Here is a 13,222-nt window from a genome sequence, read left to right as displayed (position 1 = left end):
AGACATTTTTACTTAGAAAGAAGTATTTACTGTCTGTTGATAGATATATATGACTGGGGCTCATTGGTCGTGAGGATGCACAAGGCGATTATTTGTCCTATCACGCGGATACGCGCGGAAGCACGACCCTGTTGACCGACGAGCATGGTCGAGTCACAGACCGTTATACCTACGGATTGTATGGTGAACTGAAAGCACATGAGGGCAGGACAAAACAGCCGTTTTGCTATAACGGCCGTGATGGAGTCATGACCGATCCGAATGGGTTGTACTACATGCGGGCGCGGTATTACCATCCGGGATTAAAGCGGTTCCTGAATCGAGATGTGCTCCAAGGGGATATGACGGACGGGCAGACGTTTAACCGTTTTGCTTATGTCAATGGGGATCCGATTGGGTTCATTGATCCGTTGGGGTTGATGAAGTGTAAGGATGAGAAGGGGAAATCTCAAACTAGAACGGAAATAATGGAGATTGTTCGAGAGACTTTGAGTCCTGAAGTGAAGAAGATAAAAAAATTAGATCCAATGCAAAAGTGGGATATAGAGGTTCCCTAGCTACTGGTAGGAAGGGTAGACACAAGGGATATGCGCCTTTTGATCCAACAGATTTCGATATCGATGCATTTATTGTTAGCGATAAATTAGCTTCAAGATTTGATCCTGATGTCACTTGGAGAGCAGGAACCCAGATTAGAGAAATTAGGCAGATACAGAAGGACGTAGATAAAACTCTTAGAGGATCTTTAAAGGGGTTAAGAAAGTTCGATAAGAAAGGAAGACCGGATAAATTTACTTTCCGAATATTCACTGAGGAAGAGTTCGCCAACCAATATAGAAAAGGAAGTCAAATAATTGACTAGGAGAATTATTATGAGAAAAAAGTACCCCTATTTTACTTGTTCATTACCAATTGCATCTGAGGAAGATATTTATGGTGTTGCAAAAATTATTTCTGAAAAGTTAGTTGGCGGTATTACATTTGGTGGATTAGAAGATTATATCTATGAAGAGGTTCCGGCCGTATACATTAATAGGAGTATTTTGGGGCTGGAATTTGTTATACAAGGTTATGGAGGCGAAAAAGGATATATAGTAGAAGTTCATTCTCACCCTGGTAATGATGCCCCGGATAATGTGAATGAAGTTGAAATTGATTTAACTTGTTATGTCGCTTCTCTTCTTGAAGGAACGGAACAAATAAAGATAAAGCATGAACAAATTGTCGAGCAAGATTATATTATTATTACAGAATAGTTTCTAAATCGGTAAAAAGTTGTTCAAATAATGGGGGGGCTTATTCCAACTTAAATGGTGAGGAGGAATGAGCCCTTTTTGCATGTTCCAGCCATAAGTTTGCGTACAACGGGATAGGGATATTTGCAAGGGAAGCAATACACCTATGATGTAGAATACGTGCGCACCTCTATGACTTGGGGAGGAAGACAGACACGGTATGTGTGGCCGACCAAAACGCTAACCTGACCCAGGTTCTTGTGGAACTAGAGGAAATTGTAGCGACCAAAGCGTAATATGTATGTGAGGAAACTAAGAAACAACAAACACCGAGGTAGGTGAATGTAATGTTCAATATTAATATTGATACAAGCAAATTATATAGTGATTTAGAAAAAATATGTAGTTGGGAAGATTGGTACAAAATTGAGATAGATATTTTTCATACTGATGAATGGCCTGAAACATCTATTGAAAGATTAGAAGAGGATTTGGAAAGACCAGTTGAAATAATAGAAGGGTGTGAGTGGGATTCGACTACCAATTCGTATGATGTTTCCCCCGAAATTATGCATTTATATGAAAAAACCAGACAAAAAGTATTTGCTATACTGGAACCAGAAGCGGATGAGGAAAATAAACAACACCCGGAATTATACGGCAAAAGGTGTATTTATTGCAGGATTTGGACAAGAGATTTTTCGAAACAAAAATGCCCGAAATGCAGTAATGAGTTACTAGACTTTCCACTTAATGAATGGGATTAGGATTAGAAAGTTTTGCCTAAATGATGGGTTAGTCTAAAGTTTTGAGTGGAAATATCCAGAACCTTGATTGGCTGCTTGCCTCTCAAGGTTTCATTTTTTGAACGGCTGTTGACGAAAGAATTAACCATCTAACTAATAAAAAATTATTTGTCCTATCACACGGATTCGCGTGGCAGGATATTTTTAATGATCATATTACTAGTTTTGAGAGGATAGAAAAATGAATCAAGAACTAAGAATACTAATCAAAAAACTTATTGGTGGCGAAATAACAGATATAGAATTTTTGGATTTGTTCAAGGGAAATATAGAAATAACGAGCTACTTTGACAAACTATTAGAAGCTACTTGTAGAGAAAAAAATAAAGATGACCTAGGATTACTATTTTATATAGGATTTACATTTGATTTGTTTGATGAAAGACATTTGGAAATGTTGAACCAGTTACTTACTGAAGCTTGGCATAAGGCACATGAGGATATTGCTGGCTTGCTTCAATATTTTCAATCAAATTCATCAGTAGAAAGTCTTTATAAAGCAGCAATAACAAAATTTGAGTATCTTCATTACACAAATGCCCTTGCCGTAAAATGCATCTGGGCTCTAGGTGATATTAATACGCCGGAGTCTAAAGAGATATTAGAACTCTTAAGTAAATCAAAGGAAAAAGAAATTGAAAAGAATGCATTACACCAATTAAAAAGAATCTCTATAAAAAGGTAGGATAAAATATTTTACCAAATTTGAAAAAGCGACAGGTGATTTAGTTACAATAAAAATTCCATCACCTACTAAACGATCAAGAGATTACAGGGGAGCAAATACAGAAGCGAAATTGAATAAGGATTCGGATCCACCAGTACCGACGCCTGATAAAGCACCTAAAGGTTATATATGGCATCATCATGTAGTTGGAACAATAATGATTCTTGTTGAAAAAGTATTCATAGGGAGTTTCCTCATAGAAGATTAGGTGGGAGTATTGAGAGTACAGGTAAAAGATGTTCCGAAAGGTGAGGAATATGATCGAATTATTAATCGGAAAAATAGATAAAATTAGTGAAATATTAAGTGACGACCCATTTAGTCTGACCTTTATGGACATTACTAAAAATACTAATGAAGAACAATTCACAAATTCCGAGAATAGTCATTTAAAAGATTATTATTTAATTACAAATCGATATGAAAGATTAATTGGAGGAGTTATCAATATTTCTAGTCAACGCAAATTTGCCGATATTCAGTTTTATGTAGAGGAAATGCAAAGGTTTGATGGTGACTGGATTTGTATAGGAAAAATTGAAATGTACCCCTTGTTTATTAATAAGGAAAATGGTCAAGTAACGTGTTTATTTGGAGATCCATTAGATCAAAATTATGTTTTAGAGTCGTATGGAGACTTCAATAACTTCTTACTTAACTATTTTCTAGGGGAACAATATGGAGAAATTGGATTGAAGCTTGTTGAATCTGGAGGAAGTATAAATACCGTTGGTTCAAAAGAGGATGAATGGTATAAAATGTTAGAAGAGAATGGTTTGTTAACGTAGTAAGAGCCTTTCAATACAACTCAAAAATTATTTTCATTTGATGAACTTACAAAGGCTGATCCATCTTAAAAGATGAGGATGGATCAGCCTTTTTCTACATGGGAGGAATATTTTATATGAATAACCTACCAATATTTAAGTATCAACCAAAAGCGTACGATGTTGGAGTCTTCAAAAAGGTACCTGCACAAAATTGCAGTATTTGTAATAAAGAAACAGATTATATTTACACGGGACCATTTTATTCAATAGACGAAGTCGACAATGTTTGTCCCTGGTGCATTTATGAAGGAACTGTTACTAAGCAATATAATGGTGTCCTACAGGCAGCAGTAGAATATAAGGATAAGTTGTTGTCTGTGACTTATGATGATGAATCGAATGAGTATTTGTATTTTATAGGATACGATGAAGTCGAACCGTTTCAAGATGATAAACTAGAGGAGTTACTTTTTCGTACCCCTGGTTACATTTCATGGCAGGAACCACAATGGCTAAGCCACTGCGATGAATTTTGTGCTTATATTGGATACGTGAATAAAAGTGAGCTATCAGCAATGAAGATAGATTTACGAGATGAAGAATTGTTTGCAATAAAGGAAAACTATGGTATTGATACTTTGGACCAAGTAAGTGAGGATTCAGGAATACATTTGTTTCAGTGTCTTACATTCGGACAACATAGAATTCACATTGATCACACATAATTTGTGGGAAATTTATTACAAGCTATGTACACCTATGAAGTAGAATAGGGGACACCTCACCGACCTAGAATGGTAAGACGACAAAACTAGTTATTATGAGAAGGGTGCTTAAGAGGATCCGTTCAATCTTGTAATAGGAGATATTGTAGAAGAACTTTCCTTTAAAACTATTGTAAGGAGACTATTCAGATAAACTTAGAAAATAATTGATTGAGACTAAAAATGGAGGGAGTAATGAATGAATATCAAGGAAATTATCGACGAAATAAAAGGTTTTGATAATTGCATTATACATCCATCTCTAGGTTTACCTAAGATTGAATACCCGCACATATTACCAGATGACGTGAAAGAGTTCTATGAACTTTGCGGGGGAATTGAATTCTTTAAAGATGAAGATTTTGGTGTAGACATTGTATCTCCAAAAAAATTCGAATTAGCAAATCCCGTTATAGTAAAAGAGTTATGTGAATATGATATCTCTTCTAATTGGTTTATCATAGCCGATGATAGAAATGGAGACTATCTAACAATTGATCTTCATAAAGATAGATTAGGTAAATGTTATGACAGTCATTGGGATTGTCATGCTATTGCAGGTAGTTGTGCGATTATAGCCAAATCATTTACGGACTTACTGAATAGGCTTATAGAAACAAAAGGTGAAGGCACAACATGGTATTGGTATGAAGAGGATTTTGAGTCTCTTGGAGATGCTTATGATGGTACCGATTTAGATTAATAATGACAGTAAGTTTAGAATCGGCGTGCGACGATGACTCGTGGAAACAAGAGATTACAAAATTTTGGGACATGTATTTGCCCAGAGCTTTATCTGTAAGAAATGGTTATACCGATCTCGGGAGTGAAGTTGGTTCAATCGTATGCGGTTATGAACCTGAATTTGAAGAAGTTGAACAAATCGCATCTTCGTTTGATCAGTTTTTAGATAAAATCATGAAGAATAGCGTAAACTTTTCATCATTTTAATTGAGCAGTATGAGGTGCGGCTATGTCATATGTAACGTTTGATTGTACACAGTTTATTTCATTTGATTCCGATAATGAAGCTGATGTCACTACATTCAAGCGTTTTTGAAATGGTGAATCAAGAATTCATTGGAGAGTTTGACGAGTGGTTGGAAAGAGAGGAAGTACCAGTTGATATTTTAAGTTTCAGCCGCAATATTCAACTGTTTATGCAAAACAAGCATGTGAAGAATGCCACAGTAATCCTTGTTCGATACGCTCATGAACAAAAGAATGAAGACCACATATTTGTTGGGGAATTTCATAAAAAGCATATTTTGGAAGGGTTGTACCATGCTTCTTGTTTTGGAAACGCTGGAAATATTGTTGTTTTGAAATTCAAATCGAATGATTAGAGCTAAAACATGTATAATTTACTCATCATAAAAGTGGAACATGATGTCATTCTGCAAGTGGAAGTAGATTACACCAAGAACGGTTATATCAAATAGCTTTCTCTGAGTGACAATCCAGATCAGCCTAGGCCTCTCCTAGGCTTTTTGCGTTTTCCCCAAATCCCACACTTTCCCCTTACTTTTCACGAGGTTATCCCGAACATTCCCGGCGCTCGTACGGTACGATTTGTTTGCAAGAAACAATAGGAGACAGGGAGTGTTCACACATGAAAAAAATGCTTTCCGTATCTGTAATCGCAGCGTGCTTGTTGGCAACGAGTGCGGTAGGAGCTTTTGCGGCGGAGAAAGAAGAAAAAGGAGCAGGGTGGAGCAGCCTGCCTGAAGTTCAATCACTAAAAGCATTGCAAGTGGAGCAAAAAGCTCTCCAAGATAAACGAAAAGCCCAAACCCAGACCAACAAACAAGCATGGGATATTCTTTGGGGCGATGTGACGCCAGAAGTACGTGAAACCGTGAAAAGCGCGCTGGCAGAGACAAAGCCACTCCGCGAAGAGAACAAGGCGCTATCTGCTGAACTGAAAGAAGCGAAGATAGCAAAGGATAAAGAAAAGGTAGCGAGCATCAAGGCTGAAATCGCCGCGAACCATACCGCCATCGAAGAAAAACTAGCGCAGATCCAAACAGAATTGACCCAAGTAAAAGAGAAAAAAGCGTCCTTCAAAGAGATGAACCAACAATTGAAGCCAATCCGCACAGAAAAGAAAGAGAACAAAGAGCAAGCAAAAGAACTGAAAGCAAAAGAGAAGAACACAGTGAAAGAAGCAAAAGAAGTATTCAAGGCTGGTGACAAGGAGCAAGCAGCGACATCCTTGCAAGAGGCTGCAGATCTGTTGAAAGATCTGATCGAGGTACAAAGCGAGATTTTGGAGCAGAAGCAAGCAATTTCCGAGATTATTCAATAAGGAACGTCTACGAGAATAGTGACAGCCCGAATCCTGTTATTGACGAGACAGATGTTCCCCCTCACATAAGAGACAAAAAGCTCGTTGCACGCCAGCGGGCTTTTTGTCATTCCCCGATTCGTCAAACTCCTTTGAAGCATCTATACTAAAATGGAAGATAAAGACATAGGAGAGGATGAGTTTCGCATGGATATTCTAGAGAGAGCGGGTACGGTTGAGAGTAGAGAGGATATGGTTCAATTCATTTCTCATTTGATTAAGGATTATCAGCAAAATAAAAAAGAGTGGGCGAATATGTCTCTGGAAGAGTTCCTAAGTGGGATGGAATCATGGATTGAGGATTGTGATAATATGTTAGCTGATCTTGAAGGGGTAGACTGGAATTTGTTTGCTACCATTTTAATTGCAGGAAGCCGTTATGAGTAAATAGGAACCGAATTCAAGGGTCTTCGACGATTTTAAGGGTTATTAAAGGTACAAAGCCCCTCTCCTTGCCTCAAAAACATATCATTCAGGACTAACGACCCATTCAAAAAATCCCAAATAATACCGATTGTAAGATTGTGTGTAAAATAATGGTCTTATTTGGAAGGGTGAATCCATTTCCCTAGAAGTATCGAAGGGAGGGGGTTCATCTGGCAGGGAGGGGATACCATGAGCAATCGAACACTCACTTATGGAGATATACAAGTTTCGCCCTACGAATTTACTCATTTGCAAACGATGAAAGTCGTGAAAAAGATGAACGAGCATGCGCGACTGACGCTCACAGGGATTATTTCTGAAGAGCGAAAAGATAGCTACGTGAACCAGACAAATGCGCAAACACTGATCAGCGTGGCACTGGCGGATGAATCGGGCAAGCCGAAAACATGGTTCCAGGGCATCGTTTTGCGCGTCCATGTCAAAGCGGTTCGCGGTATTTATTACTTGTCGCTGGAGGCTATTTCTCATACGTATTTGTTGGATGTCAAAACGAGAAAGCGTTCGTTTCAAAACCCGGCGATGACTTATGCGGGGCTCGTGAAAACGGTGCTGTCCGGGTACGGCAAAGCTGACTTTATTGACTCTGTTACCAACGGCAAAGCTTTGAATACGTTTGTGATGCAATATGAAGAAACCGATTGGCAGTTCCTGAAGAGGATGGCATCGCGTTTTTATACAGGTTTGATCCCGACAACAGCTTTTGACATTCCCAAGTTTTATTTCGGTTTGCCAAAAGGTCAAGATAAAGGAAAGCTTGCGGTTAGTCATTATACGGTGCACAAGCGTGTCGGGGATTACCAGAGTGATGCGGAGAACAAGGTTCCGGGAATCGATGACCAGGACTATACCGTTTATGAAGTGCAGAGTGAACGAGTGCTGGAGGTCGGCAATGAGGTGAACTTCAAGTCCAGACCACTTGTCGTCGGAGAAGCGGTCACGGAGGTGAAGGAAGGCATTGTCACGCACACATACAAGCTTTATCCACGGCTAGGTCTGGCGCGTAAAAAGCAGTATAACCATGCCATCATCGGGGCATCCATCCAGGGCCGGGTGTTGCAAGTCCAGAAGGATAATGTGCGGGCCAAGCTGGACATGGATGATCAGCAGGATCAGAGCACGGCATATTGGTTCCCTTACTCCACCATTTATGCCTCGGAGGATCAAACCGGATGGTATGTCATGCCAGAGCTGAACGACCAGATTCGGATTTATTTCCCGAGCAAAAAAGAAGAGGACGGTATCGCGATCAGCTCTGTTCTCAAGGAAATCCCAGACGACGACAAGCCAGCTCCCAAAAAGCAAGCCACACCGAAAAGCAATGCAGGTGGAGGTGGCGGTGGCGGGGGAGACCGGATGAAGGACCCTGCTGTAAAGACGTTTCGTACCAAATATGGCAAGGAAATCGTGCTAGCTCCTGACAAAATTGTGATCACGACAGGAGATATGTCGATCACGATCAGTGATACGAGTGGAATCGATATCAAGAGTAGCCAGAACGTGAATATAACAGCGGATAAGGACATGAAGCTATCAGCATCTTCTCTTCATATTAGTGCGGATAAAATCGAGCTGAGTGGAAAAGGAAATACGATCAAACTGGAAGACAAGATCGAGCTGAAAGGTTCGGAAATCAAGATGAACTAGAGGGGGCACTTACATCGATGAAGAAAGAGGAAGCGCTCCAGCATCTGCATGATAACACCTTTCTACCAGCATTGGCTGAAAGCGTAGCGGCACTCGAGCGCTATTTCCAGCAAAACAAGGATCAGCTCGTCCGGGAGTTCGTGGAGTCCTTTCGGCAAATGCTCCTGCATGTTGAGTTTATGCAGAACAACCAGGAGCTTCCCCCTGTCGGTTTTATTCACTTCTCATTGCTTCGGACAACCGTATTGGATGGCACGCACACATTTTTGATTGAGGGTTATACGGAGCAATGGTACTGGGAGCCAGTGGAATGCTATGCAAGGTACGATGCAGCATGGGCATTGCAAGAGGCTTCCAAGCTCATTTCGCTACTGGACGAACGTCGAAAAATGTACATGGGGATCATACAAGCTACTGATGTGGAGTTTATGGTGCTAAAGGAAATGGAGCTTTTCGGTCAGTTTGTCACAGCGCTTGCCCGAGTGGCGATTCCGGAGGCCATTCAGCTGCCTGAGTACCAACAGATCAGGAAAGCGGATCGTCTGTACATACGAGTGGGCGAATTCAAAGACATCAGCGAAGTGGTGTACATAGAAGAGAGAATCAAGCGGAAGGAGAAGGAGAGCAGAAGCCTGCTTGGGCAACCGAAAGGAACGTTTTGCACCCATGAAACATTCGCCCATATGGATTTGCCGCGAAGCAATGTAGACGCATTAGATTTGCGCTATTGCGATTTTAGTGGCAGTAATTTTGCAGACAGTCAGTTCCGTGCGTGTATCCTATTCGGAACAAGGTGGGTCAGTAGCAAGCTTCCACGCACTGATTTCAGCCATTCGCTTCTTTGTGATGCCGATTTTCGTCATGCTGACTTGAGCGGAGCCATCTTCTCATATGCCGAGGGACAAGGAGTCAGTGCGGACGAGCTGCATCGTGTACCGGGCTTACTCGGTGTCCAATTTTCATATGCTGATTTGCAAGGAGCGGATTTTCGCCATTCTCGTCTGTATCATGCGAATTTTCATAGAGCGAATATGCGGAATGCTGTTTTTTTGGAGAAGGATCGTGAGCGCTTTGCATTGAGTGAAACACAGATACAGCAGATTGAGTGGAGAACGGAATAAAGGAGGCGGGATGACATGCGCGATTATTATTTGCTAGCAGATGACGGTCGAATGGCTCAAAAGGTCGTGCCATCGGGGCTGGGGCTGCAAAAGGAAAACACATTTGATCAACTCCCGCCGATATCCGTTCTTGAGGTCAACACGGATGGGGCCCAAGCCTATACAGATTGGTTGGAAAAGCCACTGCCGATGATTTCGGAGCGGATGAAAACCATTACTGCCAAATACAATCCGAGCATACAATGGAAGCGCGTCGATTTGATTGACAGCGAAACCAATCTGCGCAACGTTTACTGGGCCATGCAGGTACCTGCTGTAGATTGTCTTTCTATGCAGACTGATTTTCATTTGAATGGAACGGTAAAGAGACTTGTATTAGATACCGATAAGATAAAGGCACATCATTTCTTTAAAGTTCAAGGGATCTTGGAGCCGTATATCGTGGTGAGTCTGGATGCTGCGGAAAGCTTCCTTCGCAGAAGCTTGAACGGATTTGTTTTACAAAAAGTAGAGCAGGCACTGCGGAGGGAGCTATGACGATCTACTGGGACGAAAAGATTTTGGATGTATGGAACAGCATTCAGACACGGCGTCAACTCGCTGAAATGGAAGAACAACGGGTGCAATTGACGCTTGAGGAGTGTCTGGATGGCGTGCGAAAAGGCTACCTGGAGTACGAAGGGCGCAGGTTCGAATTCGCGGAGAATCTCCTCTTTGACGGGCAGCTTGGCATTCAGCTGCCCCGTTCGATGCAGCTGATGCCGAGGGGACGCGGGTCAAATAGCGGAGGGAATTCTCAGCACGAGCAGATTTCCTATAAAGAGGAAGAGAGCGCGGTCATGCTCGGCATGAATCATATGGCACATCAGTTGCCGATGAGCGGCGTAGAACCGTTTGTGCAGGCGATGACAGCGCAAGTCAAAAAGGCGCAGGCAGGCTTGCAGGTCGTACATCATGAGCTTATCGAGCTGGATGGATGCAGGATTGCCTGCAGCGAATTCATCATCCCGGTCGAGGACAAAACTTACTACCAAATCTTGTTCGCGACATCACTAAACGGGCGGGCACTACTCGGGAGTTTTCATTTTGAGTCTGAGGAAGTGCTCGTGTGGCAACCTTTGGCCGATGCGTTGATTCGCACGCTGCGGGTAGAGAACATTTGATCAAGACAGAACAAGGAGGTTTCCAATTGGAACAGCAGCAACATCAACAGCAATGGCAAGTGAGCGTGCCTGAAAATGAGCGGGTCATGTCGGTCAAAGAGTGGTTGATTACTTTTTTAATTATGATGGTGCCCGTGGTCAATCTGGTGATGTATTTTGTTTGGGCATTTGGCAGTGAAGGCAATTTAAATAGAAAGAACTGGGCAAAAGCGAACTTGCTGATTATGGGCGTTTGCATCGGGTTGTACTTATGCGTATTCTTTTTTGTTCTGATCTTGGCATTCATTGGAGCATCGGTTGAACAATAGCGAGAACGGTGGATTGGCAAAAAACGTGGAGGGTATAGAATGGATCACCAAGCGTATGTGGAAGGAAGCGTAGCGGAAAACGAAAAAGTCATGACAATGAAAGATTGGATAGTCGTCTCGTTGTTCATGATGATTCCGATCGCGAATATTGTTTTGTTATTTGTCTGGGCTTTTGGTTCAGATGGGAATCTGAATCGTAAAAATTGGGCAAAAGCCGGTTTGTTGTTAATGGCCATTCTTATGGGGTTATATTTCGTCTTTGGTACGATAACCGCAATTATCACGTTTATTTTAATCGGCATGGAAGGGCAATAAGGAGCGATACTAAGATGTCTACAAGGCATATTCCAACTCGAATCACCGAGGAGGAATATGCCTTGTTTTTTACACGGAGCTTTTCCCCTATTCATGTTATCCTGAAGATAGTTGCAATCGATCACGCAGAAAGGAAGAGGTCCATGTCAGCTGAGAAAGAGAACCGACTCTGCCAACGCTCCAAACAGATTCATAACCGCACGTTTGTCGTGACCTGCCGAGAGTTTTTGGTGAAGCAAGCAGACTTTCTATTGGACGTATTCTCTGATGTAGAAGACGAGATGGGTCCTATCAAGAACGGTGCGAAAATTCAGGTAGGCTGGACCATTCTACTGGTTTTCGAACGGGATGGGTGTATGGAGATCGTGGCACCCGACTACGACGCGAATCCTTTTTCCGAAACAACTTCTGACCTGTCTGTGTCCTTGGTCGTGCAAATGGCGCAAAACAACTGCTTGCAAACCGTGCGAGCAGAAGGGGAAGCTGCTTTGTTCCAAGATAAAATGGTGGTGGCAAAAGGTGCATTTGAACAAGAACACGTCTATTTGCAGCGTGCAGAAGATGTTCGAAAAGGAGACTCCGGGTGGTATCTTGGGCCAGTGGAAGGCGAAGTAGACAGTGACCAGCTAGAGTCATACTACGTTTTCCAACTGCTAAAGCTACGTCCGTCTCTTTTGCAAGCGATGGCTCTGCCACGAGGCTACATTGTCGTTTTCCAAGGAGATCAGATTGAAGCAGTCTTGGACGAGCACGATGTTAATGTATGGCCGACACTTCATTAGCGGCTCCGATTTAACTCCGCCGATACTTTATTCACGAGCTGATCCGCTTGCCGCGTCGTTTCGGGCAAACGGTATTTGGGTGAGAGCTTGGTGATCCACGTGCATGCAGTTGGCAAAGAGATTCCGTGTCCGATCGAGACGAAGATTGGTTTGATATTCGGTTGTGTGCGCAAGACTCCACCGATGATCTCACCCTGATCGATCAACGGGGAATACGCACCTCTTTGGTGTGCTGGCTCTTTGTATTCACCTAGTAGTCTCGTCTTTCCACAGCCAATAGTAGGAATGTCAAAAAGGACGCCCAAATGACTGGCTAGTCCGAATCTTCGCGGGTGAGCGATACCTTGCCCATCGCAGACGACGAGTTGCGGTGTTGTTTTGAGTTCCTTGAATGCACGTACCAACGGAGGCAGCTCTCGAAAAGAGAACAAGCCAGGAATATACGGGAATTCGACGGTGTCTTGAATGACGACAGACTCGACGACTTGCAGGGAATTGGCGTCGAGGATCACGACACCAGCGACTAACAAATCAGACTCGGCATGATAGGCGACATCTACCCCGGCGATATAGCATACGTCCGTTAGTTGATCTTCTTCTTTTACTTGCTGGGCTAGCTGGCGCTGTAAGTTGATTGCCTCTTGCTCATTCATGTTCCAAGGATGCTGGATAATCGGCTCCATCTGGTTACCTCCGGATGATAGAAGATTTGTTCATTATATCCAATGGATGTGCTATGCTCCAAGTCTTAGGAACAATTCCGAGAAAATACGTTGACTTCTCGGATGAAAAG

At 42.2% G+C, this 13,222-nt stretch carries 18 protein-coding genes; 17 read left to right on the top strand and 1 reads right to left on the bottom strand.

Annotation, left to right across the window (positions count from 1 at the left end):
* The first annotated feature begins 92 nt into the window (after nucleotides 1–92).
* The 17 genes from BBR47_RS22350 (at nucleotide 93) to BBR47_RS22265 (ending at nucleotide 12,429) form a co-directional block, all read left to right on the top strand.
* On the top strand, nucleotides 93–557 hold the full coding sequence (locus tag BBR47_RS22350; protein ID WP_015892697.1) for an RHS repeat domain-containing protein: 465 nt from the start codon (nucleotides 93–95) through the stop codon (nucleotides 555–557).
* A 315-nt stretch (nucleotides 558–872) separates the two neighbouring features.
* Entirely contained in the window at nucleotides 873–1,256 is a 384-nt protein-coding gene (locus tag BBR47_RS22340; protein WP_015892696.1) for a hypothetical protein, read from the top strand.
* Between the two features lie 326 nt (nucleotides 1,257–1,582).
* On the top strand, nucleotides 1,583–2,002 hold the full coding sequence (locus tag BBR47_RS22335; protein ID WP_015892694.1) for a hypothetical protein: 420 nt from the start codon (nucleotides 1,583–1,585) through the stop codon (nucleotides 2,000–2,002).
* Nucleotides 2,003–2,222: 220 nt separating this feature from the next.
* Nucleotides 2,223–2,726: a hypothetical protein gene (locus tag BBR47_RS22330; RefSeq protein ID WP_015892693.1), complete on the top strand. Its 504-nt coding sequence runs from the start codon at nucleotides 2,223–2,225 to the stop codon at nucleotides 2,724–2,726.
* Between the two features lie 299 nt (nucleotides 2,727–3,025).
* A complete protein-coding gene (locus tag BBR47_RS22325) occupies nucleotides 3,026–3,556 on the top strand; it encodes a hypothetical protein (RefSeq protein ID WP_015892692.1) in 531 nt (176 codons plus the stop codon).
* 116 nt (nucleotides 3,557–3,672) lie between these two features.
* Nucleotides 3,673–4,263 carry a CbrC family protein gene (locus BBR47_RS22320; protein WP_015892691.1) on the top strand — a complete coding sequence of 197 codons (591 nt, stop codon included), beginning with the start codon at nucleotides 3,673–3,675 and terminating at the stop codon, nucleotides 4,261–4,263.
* 238 nt (nucleotides 4,264–4,501) lie between these two features.
* A complete protein-coding gene (locus tag BBR47_RS29815; protein WP_015892690.1) occupies nucleotides 4,502–5,005 on the top strand; it encodes an SMI1/KNR4 family protein in 504 nt (167 codons plus the stop codon).
* 358 nt (nucleotides 5,006–5,363) lie between these two features.
* Nucleotides 5,364–5,648 carry a hypothetical protein gene (locus BBR47_RS22310; RefSeq protein WP_155801106.1) on the top strand — a complete coding sequence of 95 codons (285 nt, stop codon included), beginning with the start codon at nucleotides 5,364–5,366 and terminating at the stop codon, nucleotides 5,646–5,648.
* Nucleotides 5,649–5,914: 266 nt separating this feature from the next.
* Nucleotides 5,915–6,610 (top strand): hypothetical protein, encoded by a 696-nt coding sequence (locus tag BBR47_RS22305; RefSeq protein ID WP_015892687.1) that lies wholly within the window; start codon nucleotides 5,915–5,917, stop codon nucleotides 6,608–6,610.
* Between the two features lie 186 nt (nucleotides 6,611–6,796).
* Nucleotides 6,797–7,036 (top strand): DUF7660 family protein, encoded by a 240-nt coding sequence (locus BBR47_RS22300; RefSeq protein ID WP_015892686.1) that lies wholly within the window; start codon nucleotides 6,797–6,799, stop codon nucleotides 7,034–7,036.
* A gap of 228 nt (nucleotides 7,037–7,264) precedes the next feature.
* Nucleotides 7,265–8,740 (top strand): contractile injection system protein, VgrG/Pvc8 family, encoded by a 1,476-nt coding sequence (locus tag BBR47_RS22295; RefSeq protein WP_015892685.1) that lies wholly within the window; start codon nucleotides 7,265–7,267, stop codon nucleotides 8,738–8,740.
* A gap of 17 nt (nucleotides 8,741–8,757) precedes the next feature.
* On the top strand, nucleotides 8,758–9,861 hold the full coding sequence (locus BBR47_RS22290; RefSeq protein WP_015892684.1) for a pentapeptide repeat-containing protein: 1,104 nt from the start codon (nucleotides 8,758–8,760) through the stop codon (nucleotides 9,859–9,861).
* 15 nt (nucleotides 9,862–9,876) lie between these two features.
* Nucleotides 9,877–10,398, top strand: a complete 522-nt coding sequence (locus BBR47_RS22285) for an imm11 family protein (RefSeq protein ID WP_015892683.1) — start codon at nucleotides 9,877–9,879, stop codon at nucleotides 10,396–10,398.
* Entirely contained in the window at nucleotides 10,395–11,024 is a 630-nt protein-coding gene (locus tag BBR47_RS22280; RefSeq protein ID WP_015892682.1) for a hypothetical protein, read from the top strand. The genes BBR47_RS22285 and BBR47_RS22280 overlap by 4 nt, the downstream gene beginning before the upstream one ends.
* Before the next feature lie 26 nt (nucleotides 11,025–11,050).
* The gene (locus BBR47_RS22275; RefSeq protein WP_041749579.1) at nucleotides 11,051–11,332 is read left to right on the top strand and encodes a hypothetical protein; all 282 of its coding nucleotides are present in this window, start codon (nucleotides 11,051–11,053) and stop codon (nucleotides 11,330–11,332) included.
* Nucleotides 11,333–11,371: 39 nt separating this feature from the next.
* A complete protein-coding gene (locus BBR47_RS22270; protein WP_041749578.1) occupies nucleotides 11,372–11,647 on the top strand; it encodes a hypothetical protein in 276 nt (91 codons plus the stop codon).
* Between the two features lie 143 nt (nucleotides 11,648–11,790).
* Nucleotides 11,791–12,429, top strand: a complete 639-nt coding sequence (locus BBR47_RS22265; protein WP_041749916.1) for an immunity protein Imm33 domain-containing protein — start codon at nucleotides 11,791–11,793, stop codon at nucleotides 12,427–12,429.
* On the opposite strand, the gene nfi is transcribed toward BBR47_RS22265, so the two are convergent.
* Nucleotides 12,426–13,112, bottom strand: coding sequence for a deoxyribonuclease V (nfi, locus tag BBR47_RS22260; RefSeq protein ID WP_041749577.1), 687 nt, complete (start codon nucleotides 13,110–13,112; stop codon nucleotides 12,426–12,428). The genes BBR47_RS22265 and nfi overlap by 4 nt on opposite strands.
* Between the last annotated feature and the right edge of the window lie 110 nt (nucleotides 13,113–13,222).

Source organism: Brevibacillus brevis NBRC 100599, from assembly GCF_000010165.1.
GTDB classification, from domain to species: domain Bacteria; phylum Bacillota; class Bacilli; order Brevibacillales; family Brevibacillaceae; genus Brevibacillus; species Brevibacillus brevis_D.
Note: the sequence above shows the minus strand (reverse complement) of the source record. Positions and strands in the feature narration are given on the sequence as shown.

What these genes read in the sequence shown, in the direction of transcription:
- BBR47_RS22295 (WP_015892685.1), top strand. Translation starts at nt 7,265, where the DNA reads ATGAGCAATCGAACACTCACTTATGGAGATATACAAGTTTCGCCCTAC.
- BBR47_RS22335 (WP_015892694.1), top strand. Translation starts at nt 1,583, where the DNA reads ATGTTCAATATTAATATTGATACAAGCAAATTATATAGTGATTTAGAA.
- BBR47_RS22285 (WP_015892683.1), top strand. Translation starts at nt 9,877, where the DNA reads ATGCGCGATTATTATTTGCTAGCAGATGACGGTCGAATGGCTCAAAAG.
- BBR47_RS22330 (WP_015892693.1), top strand. Translation starts at nt 2,223, where the DNA reads ATGAATCAAGAACTAAGAATACTAATCAAAAAACTTATTGGTGGCGAA.
- BBR47_RS22305 (WP_015892687.1), top strand. Translation starts at nt 5,915, where the DNA reads ATGAAAAAAATGCTTTCCGTATCTGTAATCGCAGCGTGCTTGTTGGCA.
- BBR47_RS29815 (WP_015892690.1), top strand. Translation starts at nt 4,502, where the DNA reads ATGAATATCAAGGAAATTATCGACGAAATAAAAGGTTTTGATAATTGC.
- BBR47_RS22290 (WP_015892684.1), top strand. Translation starts at nt 8,758, where the DNA reads ATGAAGAAAGAGGAAGCGCTCCAGCATCTGCATGATAACACCTTTCTA.
- BBR47_RS22280 (WP_015892682.1), top strand. Translation starts at nt 10,395, where the DNA reads ATGACGATCTACTGGGACGAAAAGATTTTGGATGTATGGAACAGCATT.
- BBR47_RS22310 (WP_155801106.1), top strand. Translation starts at nt 5,364, where the DNA reads ATGGTGAATCAAGAATTCATTGGAGAGTTTGACGAGTGGTTGGAAAGA.
- nfi (WP_041749577.1), bottom strand. Translation starts at nt 13,112, where the DNA reads ATGGAGCCGATTATCCAGCATCCTTGGAACATGAATGAGCAAGAGGCA.
- BBR47_RS22270 (WP_041749578.1), top strand. Translation starts at nt 11,372, where the DNA reads ATGGATCACCAAGCGTATGTGGAAGGAAGCGTAGCGGAAAACGAAAAA.
- BBR47_RS22320 (WP_015892691.1), top strand. Translation starts at nt 3,673, where the DNA reads ATGAATAACCTACCAATATTTAAGTATCAACCAAAAGCGTACGATGTT.
- BBR47_RS22340 (WP_015892696.1), top strand. Translation starts at nt 873, where the DNA reads ATGAGAAAAAAGTACCCCTATTTTACTTGTTCATTACCAATTGCATCT.
- BBR47_RS22265 (WP_041749916.1), top strand. Translation starts at nt 11,791, where the DNA reads ATGTCAGCTGAGAAAGAGAACCGACTCTGCCAACGCTCCAAACAGATT.
- BBR47_RS22300 (WP_015892686.1), top strand. Translation starts at nt 6,797, where the DNA reads ATGGATATTCTAGAGAGAGCGGGTACGGTTGAGAGTAGAGAGGATATG.
- BBR47_RS22325 (WP_015892692.1), top strand. Translation starts at nt 3,026, where the DNA reads ATGATCGAATTATTAATCGGAAAAATAGATAAAATTAGTGAAATATTA.